At 68.7% G+C, this 24,564-nt stretch carries 15 protein-coding genes, 1 tRNA gene and 1 pseudogene; 7 read left to right on the forward strand and 10 right to left on the reverse strand.

Translation table 11 applies throughout. The annotated features are described in order from the left end of the window. Positions 1-32: 32 nt before the first annotated feature. Positions 33-902 (forward strand): alpha/beta hydrolase, encoded by an 870-nt coding sequence (locus tag AX692_RS15520; RefSeq protein ID WP_419470490.1) that lies wholly within the window; start codon positions 33-35, stop codon positions 900-902. 105 nt (positions 903-1,007) lie between these two features. On the opposite strand, the gene AX692_RS15525 is transcribed toward AX692_RS15520, so the two are convergent. The 3 genes from AX692_RS15525 to AX692_RS15535 form a co-directional block, all read right to left on the reverse strand. Further along, complete coding sequence (locus AX692_RS15525; protein ID WP_073975043.1) at positions 1,008-2,123, reverse strand: ATP phosphoribosyltransferase regulatory subunit; 1,116 nt, start codon at positions 2,121-2,123, stop codon at positions 1,008-1,010. Positions 2,124-2,188: 65 nt separating this feature from the next. Beyond that, a complete protein-coding gene (gene serA / locus AX692_RS15530) occupies positions 2,189-3,775 on the reverse strand; it encodes a phosphoglycerate dehydrogenase (RefSeq protein WP_073975051.1) in 1,587 nt (528 codons plus the stop codon). Between the two features lie 117 nt (positions 3,776-3,892). Next, the gene (locus tag AX692_RS15535; RefSeq protein ID WP_073975044.1) at positions 3,893-5,071 is read right to left on the reverse strand and encodes a phosphoserine transaminase; all 1,179 of its coding nucleotides are present in this window, start codon (positions 5,069-5,071) and stop codon (positions 3,893-3,895) included. A gap of 164 nt (positions 5,072-5,235) precedes the next feature. On the opposite strand from AX692_RS15535, the gene AX692_RS15540 reads away from it, so the two are divergent. Then, positions 5,236-6,411, forward strand: coding sequence for a glycosyltransferase family 4 protein (locus AX692_RS15540; RefSeq protein ID WP_073975045.1), 1,176 nt, complete (start codon positions 5,236-5,238; stop codon positions 6,409-6,411). A gap of 7 nt (positions 6,412-6,418) precedes the next feature. Here AX692_RS15540 and AX692_RS15545 read toward each other — a convergent pair whose 3' ends face one another. Together AX692_RS15545 and AX692_RS15550 are read right to left on the reverse strand one after the other, a co-directional pair. Beyond that, positions 6,419-6,853, reverse strand: coding sequence for a hypothetical protein (locus tag AX692_RS15545; RefSeq protein WP_230959580.1), 435 nt, complete (start codon positions 6,851-6,853; stop codon positions 6,419-6,421). A gap of 88 nt (positions 6,854-6,941) precedes the next feature. Continuing rightward, entirely contained in the window at positions 6,942-7,616 is a 675-nt protein-coding gene (locus AX692_RS15550) for a PadR family transcriptional regulator (protein WP_073975047.1), read from the reverse strand. A gap of 118 nt (positions 7,617-7,734) precedes the next feature. Between AX692_RS15550 and AX692_RS15555 the strand changes: the two genes are divergently transcribed. From AX692_RS15555 to AX692_RS15565, 3 genes are all read left to right on the forward strand, one after another. Continuing rightward, entirely contained in the window at positions 7,735-9,060 is a 1,326-nt protein-coding gene (locus AX692_RS15555) for a replication-associated recombination protein A (protein WP_073975048.1), read from the forward strand. Next, on the forward strand, positions 9,057-9,944 hold the full coding sequence (locus AX692_RS15560; protein ID WP_073977769.1) for a hypothetical protein: 888 nt from the start codon (positions 9,057-9,059) through the stop codon (positions 9,942-9,944). The genes AX692_RS15555 and AX692_RS15560 overlap by 4 nt, the downstream gene beginning before the upstream one ends. Positions 9,945-9,966: 22 nt before the next feature. Then, positions 9,967-10,039: transfer RNA gene (locus AX692_RS15565), tRNA-Thr, on the forward strand. A gap of 57 nt (positions 10,040-10,096) precedes the next feature. Here the strand turns inward: AX692_RS15565 and AX692_RS15570 are convergent. The 4 genes from AX692_RS15570 to AX692_RS15585 form a co-directional block, all read right to left on the reverse strand. Further along, positions 10,097-10,279, reverse strand: coding sequence for a DUF1328 family protein (locus tag AX692_RS15570; RefSeq protein ID WP_073977098.1), 183 nt, complete (start codon positions 10,277-10,279; stop codon positions 10,097-10,099). A gap of 121 nt (positions 10,280-10,400) precedes the next feature. Then, complete coding sequence (locus AX692_RS15575; protein ID WP_073973239.1) at positions 10,401-11,327, reverse strand: acetyl-CoA carboxylase carboxyltransferase subunit alpha; 927 nt, start codon at positions 11,325-11,327, stop codon at positions 10,401-10,403. 28 nt (positions 11,328-11,355) lie between these two features. After that, positions 11,356-15,048 carry an SDR family NAD(P)-dependent oxidoreductase gene (locus AX692_RS15580; RefSeq protein WP_073977099.1) on the reverse strand — a complete coding sequence of 1,231 codons (3,693 nt, stop codon included), beginning with the start codon at positions 15,046-15,048 and terminating at the stop codon, positions 11,356-11,358. 104 nt (positions 15,049-15,152) lie between these two features. Then, the gene (locus tag AX692_RS15585; RefSeq protein WP_073974958.1) at positions 15,153-20,669 is read right to left on the reverse strand and encodes an AMP-binding protein; all 5,517 of its coding nucleotides are present in this window, start codon (positions 20,667-20,669) and stop codon (positions 15,153-15,155) included. A gap of 276 nt (positions 20,670-20,945) precedes the next feature. Here AX692_RS15585 and AX692_RS15590 point away from each other — a divergent pair, with 276 nt between their 5' ends. Then, complete coding sequence (locus AX692_RS15590) at positions 20,946-23,150, forward strand: putative bifunctional diguanylate cyclase/phosphodiesterase (protein WP_073977100.1); 2,205 nt, start codon at positions 20,946-20,948, stop codon at positions 23,148-23,150. Between the two features lie 80 nt (positions 23,151-23,230). Here the strand turns inward: AX692_RS15590 and queF are convergent, their stop codons facing one another. Continuing rightward, positions 23,231-23,713 carry a preQ(1) synthase gene (gene queF / locus AX692_RS15595; protein WP_073973888.1) on the reverse strand — a complete coding sequence of 161 codons (483 nt, stop codon included), beginning with the start codon at positions 23,711-23,713 and terminating at the stop codon, positions 23,231-23,233. A 154-nt stretch (positions 23,714-23,867) separates the two neighbouring features. Between queF and AX692_RS15600 the strand changes: the two are divergent. Beyond that, positions 23,868-24,564 (forward strand): annotated as a pseudogene (locus AX692_RS15600) (hypothetical protein); the annotation flags it as partial.

Raw genomic sequence — 24,564 nt, forward strand, 5'->3', positions numbered from 1 at the left:
CGGAAGGCTGCCGCGCCGAGCTGCGCGCGCGGATCGAGCAGCGCCGCGGCCAGGGCGGCGGCGCAGGCGGGAGCGAGGGCGAGGGTGCAGGCGGCGCGGCCGCAGCGGATACCCCCCCGCCGCAGACGCTCTCCTACGGCAAGGACAGCCTCCAGGGGATCGACCTGTGGGTGCCCGAGGGTGCCGGCAAGGCGCCGCTGGTCCTGTTCGTCCACGGCGGCGGGTGGAAACGCGGCAGCAAGAACAATGCGATGGGCCGGGCGATGCCCGCGCACATGCTGGAACAGGGCTATGCCTTCGCCTCGATCGACTATCGGCTGGTGCCCGCCGCCACGGTCGAACAGCAGGCGGCCGACGTCGCCGCGGCGCTCGCCCATCTGCTGAAGCGCGCCGATGCCCTCGGGATCGATCGCAGCCGCGTGGTGCTGACCGGGCACTCGGCCGGCGCGCATCTGGTGGCGCTGGTGGGGACCGACGAGCGCTACCTGAAGAAGGCGGGCCTCAGCTTCGCCGATATCGACGGGGTGATGCCCAATGACGGCGCGGCCTATGACGTGGCGCGGCAAGTGGCGCAGAGCGGCGGACGGATGGGCGGCGTCTACATCGAAGCCTTCGGCACCGACCCCGCGCGCCAGCAGGCGCTCTCCCCCATCACCCACGCCGCCGGGCCGAACGCGCCTGCCTTCCTGCTGATCCACGTCCAGCGCCCCGACGGCGTGGCACAGGCCAAGGCGCTGGCCGAAGCGCTCGAGCGCGCGGGCACAGCGGTCGAGATCGGCAGCTTTCCCGGCGACGGCCTGCGCGGCCACATGGAGATCAACCGCAAGCTCGGACAGCCCGACTACCCCGCGACCCCGGTGATGGACGCATGGCTGAAGGCGGTCTTCGGCCAAACAGCCTAGTCAGCCTGCAGTCCGGTTCGTCTTCCAGACCCCGGGGAACGTTCCCGCGGCCAGCACACTCTCGAAGTCCTCACCGGTGTTTTCGGCGGGTTCGGTGCCTACCATCTAGAGTGCCTGAACCCTGCCGCCCTTCAGCACGTAGTCGCAGCCCAGTGCTGCCGGGTCTTCGCCCGGCGCAAGCTGCGCGATGGTGCGCCAGCCTTCGAAGCGCAGCGTCGCCGCCGCGGCGCGGTCGTGGCCGAGGGGGAGGTAGCAGATGCGCACCGGCTCGGGCTGGGGGGCGATGTCGGCCAAGCGGTCGAGGTAGAGAGTGAAGCCGGTCGCGGGCTCCTCGCTGCCGGCGATCCGGTAGGTGCCGCCCCGCCCCGCCGCGCGGCGCAGGCCCTCGGCATACAAGGTGAAGCCGAACCACGACTGGTACTCGAAGCCGTGGCGCTCGGTCGGGTCGAGCGTGATGGTGGCGGCATCGCCGACGGCGGCGGCGATGGCCTCGAGCCCGTCGAGCCGGGACTTGAGCGCGCCGCCCGCATCGACCGCGCGAAGCGCAGCGAGCGCGCTCTCGAAGGGCCCGGTGGCGTAGAGCAAGGGCAAGTAGGCCGCGCCGCCCGCGGCCTTGAGCCCCCCTGCGTCCTTGGTGTCGAGCTCGCGCCGGACGGCCTCGCGCGCCTCGGGGGCGAGCGGGAAGGCCTTCTCGGCCAAGGTGTCGACCAGGTCGGGGAGCGTGAAGTCGACGGCGATACCGGTGAGGCCCGCGGCCTTCAGCGCCTCGACCGCGAGCATCACCACCTCGCCCGCCGCCGCCACGGAGTCCGCGCCGATCAGCTCGGCCCCGAGCTGGAGGCGCTCACGGGCCGGATCGAGCTGGCTCGCCTTGATGAGCACAGTGTCGCCGCAGTAGGCGAGCCGCAGCGGGCGCGGGGCGGCGGCAAGGCTGGTCGCGGCGATGCGGCCGACCTGCGGGGTGATGTCGGAGCGCAGCGCGAGGGTGCGCAGGGAAGCAGGGTCGACGAAGCGGAACATCGCGCTGGTCTCGCCGACGGTGACGCCCGCCATGCGGCCCGCCAGCGAGGCCTCGAACTCGAGCAGCGGCGGGCGCACGCGGTCATAGCCATGCGCGTCGAGCACATCGAGGCAGGCGCGCATCATCGCGGTGATCCGCGCGGCTTCCGAAGGTAGACGGTCCTCGAGGCCTTCGGGGAGGAGGTCGTTGGGTTGGGTCATATGGCCATGCCCCTACCCAAATCGTCATCCCGGCGAAAGCCGGGATGACGAAGAAGGGCAGGAGATCAGAACGCCAGCGCCTTGACCATCTTGACGCCTTCGACCTTCTCGGCCTCGGCGATCACTTCGGGGGTCAGGGCTTCGTCGAGGCTCAAGAGCAGCACCGCCTCCCCGCCTGCCTCGCGGCGGCCGAGGTTGAAGGTGCCGATGTTGATGCCGTGGCTGCCCAGCAGCGTCCCGATGCGGCCGATGAAGCCCGGCTTGTCGTCGTTGACGATGTAGAGCATGTGGCCCGACAGCTCGGCCTCGATCCCGATTCCGAAGATCTCGACCAGACGCGGCGCTTCGGTGCCGAACAGCGTGCCCGCGACCGAGCGCGGCCCCTGAGCCGTCTCGACCGTCACGCGCACGAGGGTGTTGAACGCCCCGTCGCGGTCGTGGCGGATCTCGCTCACATCGAGCCCGCGCTCCTTCGCGAGGAAGGGCGCGTTGACCATGTTCACCGTGTCCGAATAGCGGCGCATGAAGCCCGCGAGCACGGCGGCGGTGATCGGCTTGCCATTGAGTTCGGCCGCCGCGCCTTCGCGCTCGATGCTGATGTGGGTGAGATTGCCGTGGGCGAGCTGGCCCACCAGTGAGCCGAGCTTTTCGGCGAGCGCCATGTAGGGCTTCAGCTTCGGCGCCTCCTCGGCGCTCAGCGAGGGGACGTTGAGCGCATTGGTGACGCCGCCGTTGACGAGATAGTCGGCCAACTGCTCGGCCACCTGCAGCGCGACGTTGACCTGCGCCTCGGTGGTGCTCGCGCCCAGATGCGGGGTGCAGATGAAGTTGGGCGCGCCGAACAGCGGGTGATCGGCGGCCGGCGGCTCGGTCTCGAACACGTCCAATGCCGCGCCTGCGACCTGACCGCTCTCGAGGCAGTCCTTGAGCGCCGCCTCGTCAATCAGGCCGCCGCGCGCGCAGTTGATGATGCGGATGCCCTTGCGCGCATTCTCGAGCCGCTCGCGGCTGAGGATGTTGCGGGTCTCTTCCGTGAGCGGGGTGTGCAGCGTGACGAAGTCGGCGCGGCTCAGCAGCGTGTCGAGATCGACCTTCTCGACGCCCAGTTCCACCGCGCGCTCCTCGGTGAGGAAGGGATCATAGGCGATCACCTTCATCTTGAGGCCCAGCGCGCGGCTCGCCACGATCGAGCCGATGTTGCCCGCGCCGATCAGGCCGAGGGTCTTGTTGGTGAGCTCCACCCCCATGAACCCGCTCTTGGGCCACTGGCCGGCCTGGGTCTGGGCATTGGCCTCAGGGATCTGCCGGGCGAGCGCGAACATCAGCGCGATGGCGTGTTCGGCGGTGGTGATCGAGTTGCCGAAGGGGGTGTTCATCACCACCACGCCCTTGGAAGAGGCGTAGGGGATGTCGACATTGTCCACCCCGATCCCGGCGCGGCCGATCACCTTGAGGTTGGTCGCCGCATCGAGGATCGCCTTGGTGACCTTGGTCGAGGAACGGATGGCAAGGCCGTCATATTCGCCGATGCGGGCGGCAAGCTGCTCAGGGGTTTCGCCGGTGATCACGTCGACATCGCAGCCGCGCTCTTCGAAGATGCGCGCGGCGTTGGGATCCATCTTGTCGGAAATGAGAACTTTGGGACGGGTCATGGGGAAAACCTTCCAATCGTCATCCCGGGCCTGACCCGGGATCGCGCGCAGATCGCGCTGGTGCATTAGGGAGAGCGGCCCCGGATCAGGTCCGGGGCGACGCGAATTGCGACGGCCTCAGCCGTTCTTGACCTTCTCGTAGGCCCACTCGATCCACGGCAGCAGGCGCTTGATGTCCTCCTGCTCGACGGTCGAGCCGCACCAGATGCGCAGGGACGGGGGCGCGTCGCGGTAGCCGTTGAAGTCGTAGCCGACATTGCGCTCTTCGAGCAGCTTGACGATCTTCTTGGGGACCGCGGCCTGATCCTCGGCCGAAAGGCTCTCGTACCAGTCGCCCTGGAAGACCATGCACACGCCGGTGTTGGTCTGGAGCGCGGGGTCGCTCGCCATGTTGCGCAGCCACGGGGTGGCCTCGATCCAGTCCTTGACGATCTGCGCGTTCGCATCGGCACGCGCGATCAGCGCCTTGCGGCCGCCGATCGACTTGGCCCATTCGAGCGAGGCGATGTAGTCCTCGGTCGCGAGCATCGAGGGGGTGTTGATCGTCTCGCCCTCGAAGATGCCGCGGTTGAGCTTGTCGCCCTTCTTCATGCGGAACAGCTTGGGCAGCGGCCAGGCGGGGTTGTAGCTCTCGATCCGCTCGATCGCCTTGGGGCTGAGGATCAGCATGCCGTGCTGCGCTTCCGAGCCGAGCACCTTCTGCCACGAATAGGTGGTGGCATCGAGCTTGGCCCAGTCCATCTCCATCGCGAAGATCGCGCTGGTGGCATCGTTGATCGTCACGCCCTCGCGCCCGGCCTCGAGCCAGTCGGTGTTGGGGATCTTGGCGCCCGAGGTCGTGCCGTTCCAGGTGAACACCACGTCGTTGCGCTGGGGAATGGTGGTGAGGTCGGGGATTGCGCCATAGTCGGCGGTCAGGACCTGGAGGTTGGGGAGCTTCAGCTGCTTGACCGCGTCCTGGATCCAGACATTGCCGAAGCTCTCCCACGCCGCGACCGTCACCGGGCGCGCGGGATCGAGCATCGACCACATCGCAGCCTCGATCGCCCCGGTGTCCGAGGCGGGCATGATGCCGATCAGGTAATCGTCGGGAATGCCGAGCAGTTCGCGCGACAGGTCGAGCGCATACTTCAGCCGCGCCTTGCCGAGGCTCGAACGGTGCGAGCGGCCCAGCGATTCGGTTTTGAGCTTGTCCAGCGACCAGCCGGGGAATTTCGCCGTGGGGCCCGAGGAAAAGAAGGGGCGCTCAGGCTTCAGCACAGGCTCATGCGCGAGCCCGCGAACGTAGTCAGTCATGTATTCTCTCCTTGCAGAGAGCACGCGCGGCGTTGGGACCGCGTGGCCCGTGGGCGGCTTTAGTGACGCGAGGGGAGGAGTCAATGACTATCGACGCGGGTCATGAAGTCCCCCGCAACCTCCCTCTCGCAAAATCCGCATCGCTCGCCTAAGGGGGCGGCTCCATGGACATCTCAGACCTCCGCATTGCCCTGTTCAGCGGCAACTACAATTACACCCGCGACGGGGCGAACCAGGCCTTGAACCGCCTCGTCGGCTCGCTGCTCGAAAAGGGCGCGAAGGTGCGCGTCTATTCGCCCAAGGTCGCCAACCCCGATTTCGAGCCGACCGGCGATCTGGTTGGCGTGCCCAACGTGCCGATGCCGGTGAAGGGCCGGGGCGAATACCGCATGCCGACCCGCCTCGGGGCGGCGGTGAAGCGTGATCTCGAGGCGTTCAAGCCCGATATCGTCCATCTCGCCTCGCCCGATCCCGCCGCCCATGCCGCGCTGCGCTGGGCGCGCGCCAAGGGCCTGCCGGTGCTCGCCAGCGTCCACACCCGCTTCGAGACCTATCCGCGCTACTACAACATGGCTTTCCTCGAGCCGCTGATCATCAAGGGGCTGAAGCGCTTCTACAACCGCTGCGACGCGCTGGTCGCGCCCTCGCAGTCGATGATCGACGAGCTCCTGGCGATGGGCATGCACACCCGCATCGGGCTGTGGAGCCGGGGGGTGGACCGCACGATCTTCTCCTCCGCCCGCCGCGATCCCGATTGGCGCCGCAGCCTCGGCCTTGGCGATGATGACGTCGCCATTGTCTTCCTCGGGCGGCTGGTGATGGAAAAGGGGCTCGACGTCTTCGCCGAGACCGCCGCGCGGCTGCGCGACGCCGGCGCGCCGCACAAGGTGCTGGTGATCGGCGACGGCCCGGCGCGCGGGTGGTTCGAGGCGAACCTGCCGGGCGGGATCTTCGCAGGGTTCAAGACCGGCGAGGCCTTGGGCCAGGCGCTCGCGAGCGGGGACGTGTTCTTCAACCCCAGCGTCACCGAGACCTTCGGCAATGTCACCCTCGAGGCCATGGCGAGCGGCTTGCCGGTGGTGGCGGCGGGCGCGACGGGCAGCGCCAGCCTCGTCGCGGATGGCGTCACCGGGCGTCTGGTCGTGCCCTCGGGCGGCATGAAGAGCGACGCGCAAGCCTTCGCCGCCGCGCTCGCGCCCTATTGCCGCGATCCGGCCCTGCGCGCCGCGCACGGCAGCGCGGGCGAGACGCGCGCCTGCGAATATTCGTGGGACGCGATCAACGCCGTGGTTGCCGAAACCTATCGCGATCTGGTCGAGGAACGGCGCAACCGCGCCTGAGCCGCATCTAGCGCAGCACGCCCCTGGCGGCCATCGTGCGCGCGTAGAACAGCAGGAACAGCGTCACCACCCAGATCGCGACATCGAGCGCCGGCGCCTGCATCGCCGCCGGCACATCGAGCACCACGTAATTGCCGAGCGTCGTGCCGACGAGGCCGATGGTCCCCACCACCATCGCCGTCACCGCCCATTTCGAGCGCAGCAGCAGCAGCACCGATCCGGCAAAGGCGCCCCACACGCCCAGCGCCCAGAAGGCGCTGATCCACGCGGGATAAGCGTTCATGAAGGCGATCTGATCGGGCGTGAGGCCCATCTGCTCGAGCATCCCGAGCCTGGTCGTCAGATAGCTGACGATCCCCATCGCGTTGAACAGCAGCGTCGCCGCGCCCACCACCCACAGGTGCCACGGCGTCGATGCGCGGTTTGCGGTCGATTCTGTCATGGGTTTCCCCTCCCCCATCCGCTGCGACCCGGACGGGGGAGAGAATAGGCGGATATTGCACGCGCCGCAACTGACGCGTGCCGCAGCGTCAGAGCCGCTCGATGCGCTTGGCCATCTCGTCGATCATGTCGACGATCTCGTTGATGGTGGCCTCGTCGAGCTTGCCCGCCTTGGCGCGGTTCTTGAGGACGCTGCCGAGGTTGCCCATCGCGCGGAACAGGTCGTGCGAGCGGACCGTGGTGGTGCGCTCGCCGTGGCGGCCGAGGCGGCGGAGCAGCGCCTTGACTTCGTCCGCGCGGTCTTCGAGTTCCTCGCTGCCCTGCGCGGTCACGGCGAAGGGCTTCTTCGCACCCTCGGCCTCGGCTTCCTCGATCGCGCCTTCATCCTCGAGCAGCTGAAGCGTGGGGTAGACCGCGCCGGGGCTCGGAGCGTAGTCGCCGCCGGTCATTTCCTCGATCGCCTTGATCAGCTCATAACCGTGAGAGGGGTTCTCGGCGATCAGCGCCAGCAGCGCGAGGCGCAGCTCGCCCTGCGCGAACATCCGCCCGCGGCGGCCACGGCGGCCGCGATAGCCCTCCGGCCCGCCCTCTTCACCGTCAGCCTCGCGACCGCGCGGAAACTCCTCGTCGAAGCGCGCGCGCATCTTGAAGGCCGGGCCGCCGAAATTGGTGTTCCCGTTCATTGCCCCATTCATCGCCATCGTCGCCATTGCCTCGGCGAGCTTTTCCCAGCCGCCACCGCGGCCATACCGGTTCCAGGTCATATCGTTCCTCCTCGCCTATATCAGCGATATAGGGAAGATATATCTTAGAGCTATCGTTTCAAGGGGAACTTCCGGCGGAGGTTCCCTTTTCCGCCGGGTGGCCTATCTCGGCCGACGAATGACTGATCTGTTCGGACAAGACGCCCCCGAGGGCCCGCACAAAGATGGGCGCGATGCCCCGCACGAGGACGCGCCGCTCGCCGACCGGCTGCGGCCGCAGCAGCTGTCCGAGGTCGTCGGGCAGGAGCACCTCACCGGCCCCGAGGGCGCAATCGGGCGGATGGTGGCGGCAGGCAAGCTCGCCAGCATGATCCTGTGGGGGCCGCCGGGGACGGGCAAGACCTCGATCGCTCGTCTGCTCGCCGATGCCGTGGGGATGCGCTATGCCGCGATCAGCGCGGTGTTCTCGGGCGTGGCGGACTTGAAGCAGGCCTTCGCCGAGGCCGAGAAGATGGCGAAGGCCGGCCGCAAGACCCTGCTCTTCGTGGACGAGATCCACCGCTTCAACCGCGCCCAGCAGGACGGTTTCCTGCCCTATGTCGAGCGCGGGGTGGTGACGCTGGTGGGCGCGACCACCGAGAACCCGAGCTTTGCCTTGAACGCCGCGCTCCTCAGCCGCGCGCAGGTGCTGGTGCTGAACCGGCTGGACCAGACCGCGCTCGCTGCCTTGCTGGCAAAGGCGGAAGACCTCGAAGGCCCCCTTCCCCTCACCCCCGAGGCCCGCGCCGCGCTGATCGCGCAAGCCGATGGCGACGGGCGCTTCCTGCTGGGGCAGGCGGAGACCTTGTATGCGGCAGAGCTGAAGGAGGCCCTCGACCCTGCGGGTCTCGGGAGCTTCCTCCAACGCCGGGTCGCGGTCTACGACAAGGACCGCGACGGGCATTACAACCTCATCTCGGCGCTGCACAAAGCGGTGCGCGGGAGCGATCCGCAGGCCGCGCTCTACTGGCTGGCGCGGATGCTGGTGGCGGGCGAGGAGCCGCTGTTCCTCGCCCGGCGGCTGGTGCGCATGGCGGTCGAGGATATCGGCATGGCGGACCCGCAGGCGCTCCCGCAATGCATGGCGGCAATGGAGGCCTACCGCTTCCTGGGCTCCCCCGAGGGCGAGCTCGCGCTGGTCCAAGCCTGCCTCTACCTCGCCACCGCGCCCAAATCGAACGCGGTCTATCTCGCTCAGAAGGCGGCTTGGAAGGCGGCGAAGGACACCGGCAGCCTGATGCCGCCGATGAACATCGTCAACCCCGCGACCGGCCTCATGGAAAGCCTCGGCTACGGCAAGGGCTATACCTACGACCACGACACCCCCGAGGGCTTTTCGGGCGACAACTACTGGCCCGAGGGCATGGCGCCCGAGGCGTTCTACACCCCCGTCGAGCGCGGCTTCGAGCGCGAGGTGAAGAAGCGGCTCGACTATTGGGACAAGCTGCGCGCGGAGCGGGGGTGAGCCGCTTCTCGCACTTCCTCGCGGTGGACTGGTCGGGGGCACGCGGGCCGCGGCAGAAGGGCATTGCCCTTGCCGTGGCGCTGGCAAAGGGCGGGCCGCCAGTGCTGGTTGCGCCGCCCGACCCCAGGGGGTGGGCGCGTCAAGAGGTGCTGGCGCTGCTGCTCGACCTGCCGGTGGCGACGCTGGTCGGGCTCGATCTCGGCATCAGCCTGCCCCATGCCGATGCCGGGGCCTTCTTCCCCGGGTGGGAGGCCTCGCCCGCCGACGCGCGCGGTCTGTGGGCGCTGATCGACGCGCTGTGCGCCGCCGATCCGCATCTCGAGGCGGGCAGCTTCCTCGCCCACCCCGAGGCCGCGCGCTATTTCCGCCACGGCGCGGGGGCGACAGGCGACCGCTTCCTGCTGCCCGGCGCGCTCAGCCGCGAGGGCCGCTTCCGCCGCGCCGAGCACGCGCAGCGGCGGCAGGGCGTGCGGCCGGTGAGCAATTTCAACCTCGTGGGCGCCGCGCAGGTCGGCAAGTCGAGCCTGACGGGCATGCGGATGCTCCACCGCCTCGGCGGGCGAATTCCGGTGTGGCCGATCGACCCGCTGCCGCAGGAGGCCTCCTCGGTGGTGACCGAGATCTACACCGCGATGGCCGCCCGCCTCGGCGGGGTGACGGGGGCGGCAACCAAGCTGCGCAGCTTTGCCGCGCTGAACGACGCGCTCGATCGTCTGGGTTCTCCCCCGGTCGCAGGCGAAGGCCCGATCGACGATCACTCGGCCGACGCGCTGCTCACAGCCGCCTGGCTTCGGCGGGTGCACAAGGACCGCGATCTGTGGCACCCGCCCAGCCTCACCCCCGAGATCGCCCGCACGGAAGGGTGGACTTTCGGCGCGCTCTAGGCTTATGGCGCGGCCAAGGTGAGCCGGCTTAGCTCAGATGGTAGAGCACCTGATTTGTAATCAGGGGGCCGCGGGTTCGATCCCTGCAGCCGGCACCGCTTCTTGTCAGGCTGCCCCACCCGTTGCAGCTTCGGCCTCGCCGCATGCCGGCGTCACAATCGCCGCGACGCTCCCTTGGCTGCCTTCCAGCCCAGAACCAAAAGGATGATGGTGCCGATCACGGCGAGCACGAATACGATCAAGGCGATATCGACAAGAGCGCCGGCCAACCCGCCAAACCCCAGCACGGCAGCGATCAGCGCGATGACCGCCAGAGCGATAGCCCATCCATACATTGTCCGTCTCCTTGTTCACAAGACAAGGGCAACCGGCCGAGCGGAACAACTGTTTCCCGAGGCTGGACGAGACGAAGGATAGGCAAGCCGAGCGGAACGACGCGCGGAGGATTTCACGATTTTAACCCAGCCGGAGGAAGAACTCCTCGCGCTCGCGGCGCAGCTCGTCGGGGGACAGCGCGGCCAGCGCATCGAGCTCGGCGCGCAGCGCCAGCGTCAGCCGCTTGACGGTCTCGGCAGGGTCGCGGTGCGCGCCGCCGCGCGGTTCGTAGACGATGCGGTGGATCACGCCGAGCTTGAGGAGGTCGCCCGCCGTTACCCGCATCGCCTCGGCGGCGGTGGCGGCCTGCGCGCTGCTGCGCCACAGGATCGAGGCGCAGCCTTCAGGGCTGATCACCGAATAGACCGCGTGTTCGAACATCAGCACGCGGTTGGCCGCCGCGAGCGCCACCGCCCCGCCCGATCCGCCCTCGCCGATGATGACGGCGACAAGCGGCACGCCCAAGGCAAGGCAGGCCTCGGTCGAGCGGGCGATGGCTTCCGCCTGCCCGCGCGCCTCGGCATCGACACCGGGAAAGGCGCCGGGGGTGTCGACCAGCGTCACCACGGGGAGACCGAAACGGTCGGCGAGTTCCATCAGGCGGATCGCCTTGCGGTAGCCCTCGGGCCGGGCCATGCCGAAATTGTGCTTGAGCCGCCCCGGCGTGTCCTCGCCCTTCACATGGCCGATCACCATCACCTTGCGCCCCTCGAAGCGCGCAAAGCCGCCGATGATCGCCTGATCGTCGCCGAAGGTGCGGTCGCCCGCGATGGGCAGGAACTCGGAGAACAGCCCCGCCACCAGCTTCTCGAAGCGGGGGCGCTGCGGGTGGCGCGCGACCAGCGTGCGCTCCCATGGCGAGAGGCGCGCGTAGGTATCGGCGAGCAGCTTGTCCGCCCGCTCGCGCAGCATCCGCGCTTCCTCGGTGCCCTCGGCATGGGCGGAGAGTTCCGCGACATGCTTGTCGAGCGCCTCGATCGGCTTTTCGAAGGGCAGGTACTGGATCACGGCCCCCAAAACTCCCTTGCGCGCCGCTTTACACTGTCATCGACATGCCGCGATAGATCCGCGCGCGATAACGCGAGTCCTCCGCGTCCGGCAGCGGCGCGCCGACCAGCAGCACCGCGCGGGCGAAGCGGCGCACCTCCTCGAGATGCTCGTCGAGATCGCGCGGTTCCTCAGACTGCACCCGGCGGGTGAGATTGATCTGGTTGACCGGCACATCGTGGACCAGCCGCTCGTTCTCGACCGCGAGCGTCGCGGTGAAAGCGTGGAGCGTGGTCTTGATGAAGTTCGCCAGCGCAAAGGCCGGGGACTTGTCGCCCATCGGCACGTCGGGGCTGGTCAGCACCAGCTGGCAATCGTCGTACAGGGACGCGCGCCGCGCCACGCGGAAGTGGTGGGTGAGGTTGTCCTCGACAACCTGCCGGAACTCCTCGGGGGTCAGCGGGTCGTCGGTCGCGAAGAGCTTGCCCGGGAGCGCCGCCATCGGGGTCGAGAGGATCGTCGTCGGCCGCCCCCAGGCGAGCAGCGCCTCGTCCATCGCCGCCTCGACATCGCTTGTGACGAGGAGCGAGGTCAGCGCGTCTGCAGTGTCGCCCTCGAGCTGCGCCTTGATCGCCTCGAAGCCTTCCGCGCTGCGGCTGATCAGGACGACGTTGGCGACGTGGCAATCCTCGATGAAGGCGCGCGCAGTTTCGGCGAGGTAATCGGCGAGGTGTTCGCCGATGATCCACACCGTCTTGCCCCGCATCTGGTCGAGGCGTTCCTGCTTCGGCGAGCCGAACAGCTCGCGCTCGGTGGTCGAGCGTTCGACGCTGAGGCCGCCCGAGGGCATGAAGGTCTCGCCCGAGACCGCGCGGTCGGCGAGGAAGAACACCGTCGCCTGCGCCACGTCATGCTCGGTCGGCATCTTGCCGAGATAGAGCTTGGAGAGCACCCCGGTGCCGACCTTCTTCGCTTCCGCCGCGATCTTGTCGGCGGGGAGGAAGGGCGCGTCTTCGGGCGGAACGCGCAGCAGCCACTTGTCGTCGTCCGCTGCGGGCCGCTCGGACCATTCGGGTGCGTCGAGGAACAGGCCGGCCTGCCTAAGGCGGCTGACCAGCGCGGCGGCGATCTGCGGGGTGAGGAGATACTGGTCCCAGGTGCAGGTACCATCGCCCTCGCGCGCGCAGGCCAGCGCGAGTTCGCGCAATTCGCGCGGGTTGTTGGTGTCGTGGCTCATCTTGACGGTGTCGTTGCGGGCGAGCCGTGCCAGCACCGCCTCGACCCGCACACCGCGCCGGATCGCCTTGATCGCGGCGGCGTGGACAGCGTTCAAGCGCTTGTTCTCGAGGATCAGCTTGCCGCGCCGCTCGAACAGCCCGGGCTTGCCGCCGGTGCCCGAGAGGCGGTCGCCATCGACCGGGCCGGGGGCGATGGCGTTGAACTGCACCTCGGGGCCGAGATAGCGCGCCATGCTCTCGACCATCGCGCGCTGCCCGGCCTTCGACACGGCGTAGTCGGCACGGTTGGGATAGGCGACCGCAAGATACTTCTCGCCCCCGAAGTAGGACGAGACGTTAAGGATATAGCCCGAGCCTTGCGCCTTCATCAGCGGGGCGACGTGGTGCATGAGAAAATAGTTCGACACGAGGTTCGCATCGAGCGTGTAGTTCCAGGCGTCGACCCCCATGTCGACCACCATGTCCTCCGCCCCCGCCACCCCGGCATTGTTGATCAGGTAGTCGATCCGCCCGAAGGCCTTCAGCGTCGCATCGACCGCGCCCTTCAGGCTCTCGAAATTGCTGACATCGACATTGGCGAGGGTCTGCACCCGGCGCTCGACCCCGGCAAAGCCGATGTCCTCGAGCTCCGAGACGATCCGCGCCCGCGCCACCGCCAGCTCGCTCTCGCGCCGGGCGACCATCATCACCTTGCCGCCGGCGAGCGCCAATAACCGCGCCACTTGCCCGCCAATACCCGCCGATCCCCCGGTGATTAGCGCGACTTTACCCAGATGCAGCCCGGTGATGTTTTCGGAGAAGCCCGGCATGGCCTTGCGCGCCCCGGTCGCCTCGCCGATATTGCCGGGGACGTAGAGCGTGATCTCGCCCAGCTTGCTTTCCTTCAAGAGGATGCGCGCGGCGTGGCCGGCGGTGAAGCGGATGTTCTCAGCCTCGGTGTTGGTGAAGCGGACGATCTGGTTGCCCCACTCGGCCTGGCGGCGGCGGCCGTGGGCGGTGTCGATCTCACTTTCGTCGCGCCAGATGCGGATCAGCTGTTCCGTGGCGGCGCGCAGGATGTGGCCGTAGACGTCGCCCTTGCCGTCGCTGGCATGGCTGACGAAGACGAAGCGCGGGGGTTGCAGCAGGTTGTCGTGGCGCTTCCAGTAGCGGCTCATGGTGCGGGCCAGCGCCATGTTGCCGGCGAGTTCGGCGTCCATCAGCGCTTCGACCACGCTGTCATCGGCTGCGGTGATCGCGCCCGACAGCTCGCCCGCACCCAGCGCCGGGAGGAACAGCGCGCCGCTCACAGGCGTGCCGCCCTTGGTGTAATCCTCGAGCGCCGCTTCCATCGCCGCCGGGTCTTTCCGGCTGAAGCGGATGATGCTGAGCTTGTCGCCCAGCCCCAGCGCGGCGCAGCGCTTCTCGGCAATGGCGACGTCGGCGGCGCGCGGCAGGCCGAGCACGACCTCGGCCCCGCAGGCGAGCTGCACCTGCGCGATCTCGAGCGCCTCCTCCCAATCATCCCCCGCCGCGATCAGCACCGCGAGGCCGGTGCCGTCCATCGAGCGCATGGTGGGCCGCGCAAGGTAGGTCGAGCGCTGCTCCTTCCTCACGCTCATCCCGTGGGTGACCTCGAAATCGTGGCCGTTGTAGGCCGCGCTCTCATCCGAGCCGAGGAACACGCAGGTGGTGGCGATGTCGGTCGGGGTGGGGAAGGTCTTGGCCTTCGCGTTGCCGCCGGTCGCGCGCTCGAGGCTCATCATGTCGAAGAACTGATTGGCGGTGGTGCCCGCCTCGTCACCGCGCGCGCTATCCATCGCGGCGAAGACATTGCGGATTCGCTCGCTCTCGATCGGGCCGGGGTAGACGAGGTTGACGCGGATGCCCTTGGGGCCAAGCTCGAGGCTCAATTCGCGGCTCCACGCGTTCATCGCCGCCTTGGGGACCACGTAGGCGGCACGCGCGTAATAGGGCGTGCGGCTGAAGATGGTCGAGACGTTGATGATCGAGCCGCCTTCGGGAATGTGCTCGGCCGCGACCCGCGCGACGTTCCAGGCGACGCCGAAGATGTTGCGCAGCGCTTGCGATACGGTCTCGCTGTCGGTGCTGCCGGTCTTCTGGAGCGCGGCGAGTTCATCCGCCGACAGGGGCAGATTCTCGATCGGCTGCTTGGGCCCGGCGCTCCCGGCGTTGTTGACGAGGATGTCGATCCGCCCGAACTGCCCCACCACCTCGGCCATCGCCGCCCGCACCGAGGCGATGTCGCCCCCGTCGAGCGCCACCGTGGCGAGCCGCGCCGGATCAGCACCCGTGGCCTTCAGGAGCGCTTCGGCGGCGGCCTTGGTGCGCTCGGGGGTGCGCCCCGTCATCACCACGGTTGCGCCTTCTGCAAGATAGTGCGTGACGATATGCCCGCCGAGGTTCCCCGCAGCCCCCGTGACGACGGCGATCTTGCCGGCCAGACGGCCCGGAATATCGCCTTGCAGAGCAGGCGCAGCGGCAACGGCTTTCGGTTTGGCCATGACTCTCTCCTCACAGAAATTACCGCGAAGGCGCACTTCGCTTTGCGTTTCGTTCATTCTCTGGGGAGGAGAGGGAAGAACGTTTCAAAAGTGCAATGCGCGAGTTAGCCGTCCGGTTCCCCCGCACTCGCCGCAGCCCACGCTTCGAGCAGGGCATCACGGCTGCGCAGGCCCAGTTCGGGGAGCGCATGGTTGACCACATAGGTCGAGCCGGTGTGGCGGTTGTCCCACATCGCCTGGTGCGCTTCCGGCAGGCCGTCCCACGGCACGACCTCGGGCTCGGTCACTTCGAGCAGGCCCGCCGCGATCATGTCGTTCATCCGCGCGACCTCGTAGGCGTTGCACAGGTGCGTGCCGAAGATTTGCGCGGTCGGCATGTAGATACGCCGCTGGCGGGTCCACACCTGCGGCGCGTAGAAGGTGAAGCGGCAGCCGGTCAGGTCTTCTGCAAAAATCACCCGGCCGGTGAAGGGTTTCACCAGCGAGGTCGAGATGCCGAGCGTGTCCTGCCCGGCCCGCTCGAACACCAGATCGGGGCTGCCGCGCGGATTGTCGGGCGAGCGCAGGATTTTTCCGACCGCCGAGCCGAAGGGCTTCATCACCCGGTCCTGATAGTCGCGCACCGCCGCCTTGAAGACCTCGATATCCGCTTTCGCGTCCGGCAGGCGCGGCATGGTGTCGGGCCAGTGGAAGTTCGCACCCTCGCGGCGGCGGATGGATTCGAGGGAGACGATCCCCTCGATCGCGTCCTCCAGCCCCAGCGATTGCAGGAACTCGCGCTGGCCATCGGTGGTGGTGGCGATCACCGAGCGGGCGTTGAAGCGCCGCGCGGCCTCGATCATCTCGAGGCCGGTCTCGTCGAGCAGCTCGGACGAGCCCGGCCCGTAGAAGATCAGCACCGCCTCGCCGCCCCGCAGCGCGGCACGGCGGAGCATTTCTTCGGGGCTGGCCGACCCCGGCTTGCCCATGAAGCTGAAGTGATAGCCCGACGAAGCGCCGTAGAAGGCGAGCGTGCCGCCTTCGGCCAGCAGTTGGAAGCTGCGCGGGAAGGCCGTTTCGCCCGCGTGGCTGACGACGTAATCGGCGAGCTTGCCGCCGTTCAGCGCCTTGTATTCCTCGACCAGTGGCGCACCTGCGGCTTCCCATTGGATTGCCTCGGCCTTGTCCTCGGGCACGACTGTATAGAGCTCGGCGAACCGCGCATCCTTGCGGTTGATCGCCCCGACCGCGCCCTGCACCTGGGTGATGAAGCTGGCCCGCTCTTTCGAGGACACCAGCCCCGTCACCTGCAAGCCCGTCCGCACCGACGAGCGCAGCGCATCGAGCCCCGTCCCCGTTGCCGCGCCCTCGACGAACAAAGTCCGCCCAGGTGCGATCTGCAAGGTGGTGAAGAGGCAGCGCGCAATCGTGCCGAGGTTCAGCACATAGCTCCCCGCCTGCTCCAGCGTGAGATCCGGCGGCACCTTGTGCATCTGCGGGGCCTGCACGGTCAGGAACTGGGCGTGGCTGCCGGTCTCGGTCTCATAGCCCTGGATGCTGAAATCGGCATACATCGGGTCATTGCCGACCAGCGGGCTGAGGAGATCGTTGGTCCCCGAATAGACCGTTACCAGATCGCCGACCTTGATCCGCCCCTGCGCGCGCGTCTCGGAGCCCAGCGCAGCGACCAGCGCGATCCCGCCCGATCCGGTGATCTGCACGTCTTCCTCATGCGCATCGAAGGGCGAGACGGGGATTCCGGTCAGCGCCCAGATGTCGTTGAAGTTGACCTCGCTGGTCAGCATGTAGAGCAGCGCCTCGTTGGGCGCGGGCTCGGGGGTCTTGACGATCAGCTCCTTCTCGTGGGTCGCCGGAGGGCCGAAGCGGGGCTGGCCGGTGTCCGGATCGCGGGCGATGCCGAAGGCGTATTGGTAGGGCGGGATCGGCGTCACGCCGGGGTAGAAGGGCGCGCCCACGGGGAGCAGATCGCCCGCCGCTTCCAAGGCCTGCGCACGCATCTCGTGCTCGGCATCGATCCACACCCCGTCGCGCCGCACCGGGAGCGGGGGCGCAACCTTGTCCATGAACTGCCGGATGCCGGTCTTGCCGCCCTCGGGATCGACGATGGCTTCGGAAAACAGCCGCGCCTCGCGCGCCGTCCCTTGCGTGATGCCGTGCTCCAGCCCGGTGCGCACCGCATCGAGCGCCCGCGCGCCCGCAACATCGCGGCCCGCCCATGCGAGCTGCCTGAGAATGCGCTGGAGGAAATCATCCTCCAGCACCGCGTCCAGCGACACCTCCGCCGCGCTTTCCCATCGCACGGTCGCCGCCTGCCGCTCCGCGAAGGCGAAGCCGAGCGCGCTGCCCGGCCCGTTCTTCACGAAATCGCGCACCGCGGCATGGGCTGCGGAGAGCGCATCCTCTGCGCCCTCGACCAGCTGATCGACCACGCCGATCGCGTGAGCCTGCTCCGCCGTAATGCTCCGCCCGCCGAGGATCAGGTCGAGCGCATCGCGCACGCCTTCCGTCCCCCGCCGGTCGGCGAGGAGGCGCGGCAGGCGCTGGGTGCCGCCATAGCCCGGCAGCAACCGCAGCCGGATCTCGGGCTGGCCGAAGCGCGCCACCGGCTCGGCAATGCGGTAATGGCAGGCGAGCGCGAACTCCATCCCGCCGCCAAGCGCCACGCCTTGCACCGCCGCGACGCAGGGCTTGTTCATGCGCTCGATCGTGCGGAAGGCGAGGTGCGCGTTGTTGGGGAGCACCATGGCCTCGTCGACCGTGTGAATTTCCTCCAGCATCTGGCGGATGTCCGCGCCCGCAACGAAGGAGCTGGTGCCCTCGCCGGTGAACACCACCGCGACCACATTGTCGTCGCGCGCCAGCGTCGAGGTGACCAGCACCAGCTCGTCGATCGCGCGTTCGTTCAGCGCATTGACCGGCGGGTTGGTGACGGTGACGGTCGCGACCTGCTTGCCCGGGGCGATCGTGTTGTACTGCACGAGAAAGTAGCGGTGCCGGTCGAACAGCGCCTGTTCGTCGCTCATGCGCTGCTTGCGCTGCCAGTCGGCGATGACGGTGCGCAGCTCGTCCAGCGCCTCGGGGTTCCTGAGCGTCGTGACGTCGCCGACATCCTCGCCCACCACCAGCGCGCGGACCATGCGGCGCATGTATTTGCCGCTGCGGGTCTCGGGGAACTGACTGACCTCGATGAAGTCCGCCGGGACCGCGACCGCGCCCTTCTCGGTGCGCACGAGATCGAACAGGCGGCGCTTGTCCTCGTGCGTGAGCTTGCGCCCCGCCACCGGCACCACGAAGGCGAGCGGGGTCAGCCCCTTCTCGCGGTGCGGCGCGCCGACGACCAGCACGTTGCCGACCGGCGAGTCCGGCGCAAGCGCCTTGTCGCGCAGCACCGCGCCCTCGATCTCCTCGGTCCCCATGCGGTGGCCCGAGACGTTGATGACGTCGTCCGACCGGCCGTGGAGCGAGAACGAGCCGTCCGCGTGCTGGATCGCGAAGTCGCCCTGGGTATAGGCCCATGCGCCCTTCCAGCGCTTCCAGTAGCCCTCTTCCCAGCGAGCCGCGTCGCCGCGCCAGGCGGGATCGACGCGGCCATCTGAGACCTTGAAGCCCGTGATATCGCCCCAGATGGTGCGCGCGAGGTAGGGATAGGGCGCGGCGATGACGATCTCGCCCTTCTCGCCGATATCGGCCTTGCGCCATGGCACGCCGCCCGCGTCGGAGCGCGCAAAGGGCGCGGGTGCGCCCTTGCCCGCCTCATCCTCGACCCACACATCGCCCACGATCCACGGCAGCGGATAGGCGTGGGCGTCAGGGCGCAGCGGGAAATCGTCGTTTCCGAACATGTGCGTCCACGCGATCCCGCCGTGCTCGGTCGCCCAGTAGGAGTTGATGTAGCGCGGCGTCACGTGCTCCATCCCGAAGGCCTGCACGCTGGGGCTGACCGGCTCGGCGCAGAAGGTCGCGACCCTGAGGCCGCTCATGTCGTAGCGCTCCACCTCGGCAAGGTTCGCCGGGTCGGACATGATCGACTTCAAGAAGGTCACCCCCGCCTTGAAGATGCGCACCCGGTGCCGCTCGATCATCGAGGCGAAACGGCCCGCGTGCGGGAAGACCGGCGAGCCTTCGCTGACCAGCGAGGTCACCCGCGTCATCAGCGGGGCGCAGATCAGGTAGCTCTGCCCGGTGATCCAGCCCGGATCGGCGACCACGAACAGCGTGTCGCCGGGCCGCGCGTCGAAGCTGACCCGCATCGTCTCGGCCACCCCTGCGGCATAGCCGTGGCTGTGGACGATCCCCTTGGGCTTGCCGGTGCTGCCCGAGGTGTAGATGAAGAACATCGGATAGTCGGCATCGACCGGCATCGGCTTGGACGACGCCCATACCGCGCGGACGAAATCAGTGTCAGGGAGCGCCAGCAGATCGGCCTCGGACTGGACAGCGAAGCCCTCCGCGCGCGCTTTTTCCAGCACGGTCACCAGCGCCGCCTCGGTCAGCTCGTGGCTCCAGCGGTCGCGTTCCTCGCGCCAGATCATGTCGGGCTGGTGGGTATGCCGGCACACGATCACCGCCTCGACCCGCGGCGGCAGGGTCACGAGGCTCGAGGCGATCGCGATCCGCACGCGGGCGGCATCGGCAGAGGTGATCCGCCCTTCCGCGCCGAGATTGATGAGCGCCCGCCCGACGCCGCGCATCACGTCCGACCGGTCGACCGTGATCTCTCCGGCAAGCGCCTCGCGCACCGTCTCGAGGATCGCCGCGTGGCCGCCCTCGGGCAGCCCCAGATCGAGCCCGCCGAGGATTTCCAGCGCGGTCGTCACCGGCACGAAATTGTCGAGCGCCGGGTCTGTATAGGCGTTCTTGAACGCGGCGACCTGCGCGTTGCGATAGCTGCCATCGCTGGTCACGATCACCCGCGCGCCGGTATCGGCGATGCGGTCGCTGAGGGTCTTGTCCGAGAACCCGCCGAACACCGCCGTATAGACCACGCCCATCCGCTTGGCAGCCTCGGTCCAGTAGATCTGCGGCACGATGCTCGGCATGTTCAGCGCCATGCGGTCGCCCGGCTTCAGGCCCAGCGCCTCGAGCGCGACCGCGCACTTGGCGACCTCGAGCAGCAGTTGCTTGCGGGTGACGGTGAAGCAGTCGATCGGCGCGCCCTTGCCGCCGAGCGCCGACATGTCCCAGCGGTCGCCTTCGAAGATCAGCGCGGCCTCGTCGCCGTGGCCCGCCAGCACATGCCGGTCGAGCTCGGAGAAAGCGGCGTTGGTGCGCCCGCCGACGAACCAGCGCCAATGCGGCGGGGTGGTGCCGTCGAACCCGGTGTGCCACGGGGTGAAGCCGGCGGGCAGAGCGGGCGAGACCGGCGCGCCGGTGGCGGCATCCCAGCCGTGCCAGCTGCCGTCCGCCGCGCGCGCCAGCCATGCGCCAGACGGAGCGGCATCGGCCACGAACCAGTGCATGTTGCGCCCCGCGATCTCGCCGTGGAAGGCGCCCGGATCGGCCAGCGCGGCGGCGCGCATCGCCTCCCAGTCGGCGCGGGTGCGCAGCGGGTTGCTCAGCGCCTCGCGCGGGCTCGCCAGCAGAGTTTCGACCGAAATGACGCCATCCCCCGTTATTGCCATGCCCGGCTCGCCGGAACCGGGCGCAAAACGCGCTGGGGCGCGATCCCGAACGCCGGCGGTGATGCAGCAAAATTGCACGTCGCGGGCCGCAAGGGACAGATTATGCCGTGCCGGGCCCACGATCCGATAACGACCTTGCCCGGAAAGAGTTCCGCACCCCGCGGCGGGCCCGCCTTGTCCGCAGGCCAACGGAGGGGTGGGTAACACTTTATCAATCACGTTCGGCCTATGCCGCACAAGGGTCGCTCCCGATGATGCGACACCACGAGGACACGCATGCCGCTAGGCTTTGGCAAGACCCTGCGCCAATCCAGAAGCGCCGCGGCCGACCGGCGCGCGGCGCAGGACGTCGGCGCGCCCGAGCGTGCGGTGGTGCTCAGCGAGGTCGAGGAACTCGGCATCGGGATGTTCTGGGCGACCGACGCGGACGGCAATCTCAGCTTCCTCTCGCAGCGCGCACTGGACGATCTGGGGGCCGGGGCAGAAGCGCTGATCGGCACGCCGATCACCCGGGTCTTCTGCGATGTCGACGAAGAGGACGGTGCCCCCAACCAGCGCAGCCTTGCCTTCAAGCTCAAGGCGCGCTCCCGGCTCGACGAGCAGATCGTCGCGCTGACCGATGCGCGCGGCAGCACCCGCTGGTGGCGGTTGAACGGTCGCCCGCTGCTCGATCCGTCAGGCAGCTTCCGCGGCTATCGTGGCAGTGCCGTCGATATCTCGGCGCAATATGCTTACGAGACCCAGGTGGCGCGGCAATCGCAGGTCGACGAGCTGACCGGGCTCGCCAATCGCCGCAAGCTCAATGAGCGGCTCAGCGCGATGCTGGCGGCGTTCCGCATCAGCCGCCGCTCCTGCGCGCTGATGATGATCGATCTCGACCGCTTCAAGCAGGTCAACGACACGATGGGCCATCCCGCCGGCGACGACCTGCTCAAGCAGGTCGCCCAGCGGCTGCAGTCGATCGTCAAGGATGCAGGCGAGGTCGGGCGGCTCGGCGGCGACGAGTTCCAGGTGCTGCTGCCCGACATGGACGACCGCGGCACGCTGGGCGAGCTTGGCAACCGCATCGTCCAGTCGCTCTCCCAGCCCTATCAGGTCAACGGCCGGCGCGCGATCATCGGCACCTCGGTCGGGATCGCGATCGCGCCCTATGACGGGCTCGAGGCCGACGAGCTGACCCGCGCGGCCGACATGGCGCTCTACTCCGCCAAGGAGACCCGCGGGGGCACCTTCTGCTTCTTCACCAGCGAGCTGCGTGATGCCGCCTCCAAGACCGCGCTGCTCGGCGACCGGCTGCGCGATGCGGTCGACAAGGGTGAGCTGAAGCTCGCCTACCAGCCGCTGGTCGATCCGGTCACCAACGAGGTCAAATGCTTCGAGGCGCTGCTACGCTGGCACGACGAAGAAGAGGGTGACATCAGCCCGGCGCATTTCATTCCGATCGCCGAGAACGACGATCTCATCATCCGCATCGGCGAGATGGCATTGAAGCAGGCCTGCATCGACGCGCTGGCCTGGCCCGAGACGATCCGCGTCGCGGTCAATGTCTCGGCCAAGCAGTTCGTGCGCCCGGGCTTTCGCAAGGCGGTGGCCTCCGCGCTCCAGGCCTCCGACCTGCCGCCCGGGCGGCTCGAGCTCGAGATCACCGAGAGCGTGTTCGTCGGCGATCTGGAAACGGTCGACGCGATCTTCCGCGATCTCAAGAAGCTCGGCGTGCGCCTCGCGCTCGACGATTTCGGCACCGGCTATTCCTCATTGGGCTACCTCAAGCACGGGCATTTCGACAAGATCAAGATCGACCAGAGCTTCGTGCGCGGTTGCACCGAGAACGGCGATATCAACCCCGCGATCATCGCCGCGATCGTCGCGCTCGCCAAGGCCCTCGGGATGGAGACCGTTGCCGAAGGTGTCGAGGCGATGGACGAGCTCGCGCTGGTCAAGGAACGCGGCGCCGATCTGGTGCAGGGCTACATCTTCTCCCGGCCGATCACCCAGGAACAGGTGCTCGCCCAGTTCGCCGATGGCTCGGGCGTGTTCCGCCCCAGCGGCCCGCCGCGCCACCGCGCCGAGCGCATCACCATCTTCCGCAAGATCGGCCTGATCCACGAAGACCACTATTACGACGTGATCCTCAGGAACCTCTCCAAGACCGGCGCGCGCATCAACGGCCTTGCCGGGGTGCCGGTGGGAACCGAAGTGGTGCTCGATCTCGGCCACGGGCAGCTGGTGGTGAGCAAGGTCGTCAACGCCACCGAGAACAGCCAGGGCCTCAAGTTCGAGACCGCGCTGATCAGCGACGGCAGCGGCGGCTTCATGACCCGTCACCGCATCTCGCCCTACTCGCTCGCCGAGGCGGGCATCCCGCTGGCGGCGCTCGGGCCGGGAGCCTTCCCGCTCGCGGCGTGGCGCGATGCCAACAAGAACAAGTCGGTGCCCAGGTTCGTGCAGCTGGAATTGAATTCGCCGCACCTCAACACCTAGAGCATCGCATTGTTTCACGTGAAACATTGCAAGAACATGGCAATAAGTCGATAATTACCCGCCGATTGGCGTCGCAACCCTCAGCCGCGACCGCGGTAGGACGGCACGCCCTGGTCGGGCAGCCACAGCCCCTCCGGCGGGGCGCCCGATTGCCAGAACACGTCGATCGGGATTCCTCCGCGCGGATACCAGTAGCCGCCGATGCGCAGCCATTGCGGGCGCATCTCCTCGAAAAGGCGCACCCCGATCCCGACCGTCACGTCCTCGTGAAAGCCGTTGTGGTTGCGGAACGAGCCGAGGAACAGCTTCAGGCTCTTGCTCTCGACGATGGTGTCGCCCGGCACGTAGTCGATCACCAGATGGGCGAAATCGGGCTGGTTCGTGACCGGGCACAGCGAGGTGAACTCGGGGCTGACGAAGCGCACAAGGTAGGTGAGGCCCGGGCGCGGGTTGGGCACGTAGTCGAGCACCGCCTCTTGCGGCGAGGCGGGGAGCGGCGTGTCGCGCCCGAGGAACTGCGGGGTCGGCCTGGCAGGGCCGGAGGGCGGGGGTGTGCTTTCCATGCCGCGCTGTTGCCCCGTTCCGTCGGACGGCGCAAGGCCGGAACTGGACGCGGGGCCGCACGCCTGCCTAAGGAGAGACAGCGCGGGTTCACGAGGGGCCCCGCAAACCCCGCATCCCCGACCATCAGACCCTTTCGCCAATGCCGATTGCGCCATGATCCGCCTTGCTGACCGTCTCGCCCGCCGCGCCGTCGTCCCCGCTCGGTGGGGTCGCGTCCTCGCGCTCGCCTTCGCGCTGCCGCTCCCCCTTGCGCTCGGCGCACCGCTCGCCGCGCAGCAGACCTTCAGCCTGCCGCCCGCGAGCCCCTCGCCCACTCCGGCCCCGGCGGGCCCTGCCGACGAGCGCGCGGGCGTCGCGATCCCACCGCGGCCCATCGCTACCGATAGGCCGACGCCCGCGCCAAGCCCGCAGGTGCAGCCGCTGGCGCTGCCGAGTGCGACCACCACACCGCAGCGCACCCCCGCCCCGCGCGAGAGCGCGCCCCCGGCGGGCGCGCGCGCACCCTCAGCCACCGCGAGCCCCGCCGCCGACCCGGCGCTCACGCCAGCACCGGCGGCGAGCGCCGGGAGCGCGGGAGTGCCCCAGGCGAGCACACCTGCGGCTTCGGGCGCAGCGCCGCCGCTGGCGAGCGCGCCCGCCGACGCTGGCGGCAAAGCGGGAATTCCCTCCCTGTCCGGTGCGTCCCTGCCCGCATGGTGGCCCTTCGCCGCTGGCGGGCTTGGCGCGCTGGTGCTCCTGGGCGGGGCGGCGCTGTTGCTGCGCCGTCGTCGCAAGGCGCGGCCGCTGCGGCTTGCCGCGCCCGGCGCCGAAGCGCCCGTCGCCGCGCCGGGCACCGACAGCGCCCCGCCAC

Origin of the sequence: Erythrobacter donghaensis (genome assembly GCF_001557325.1) — a bacterium.
In the GTDB taxonomy this organism is placed as follows: domain Bacteria; phylum Pseudomonadota; class Alphaproteobacteria; order Sphingomonadales; family Sphingomonadaceae; genus Erythrobacter; species Erythrobacter donghaensis_B.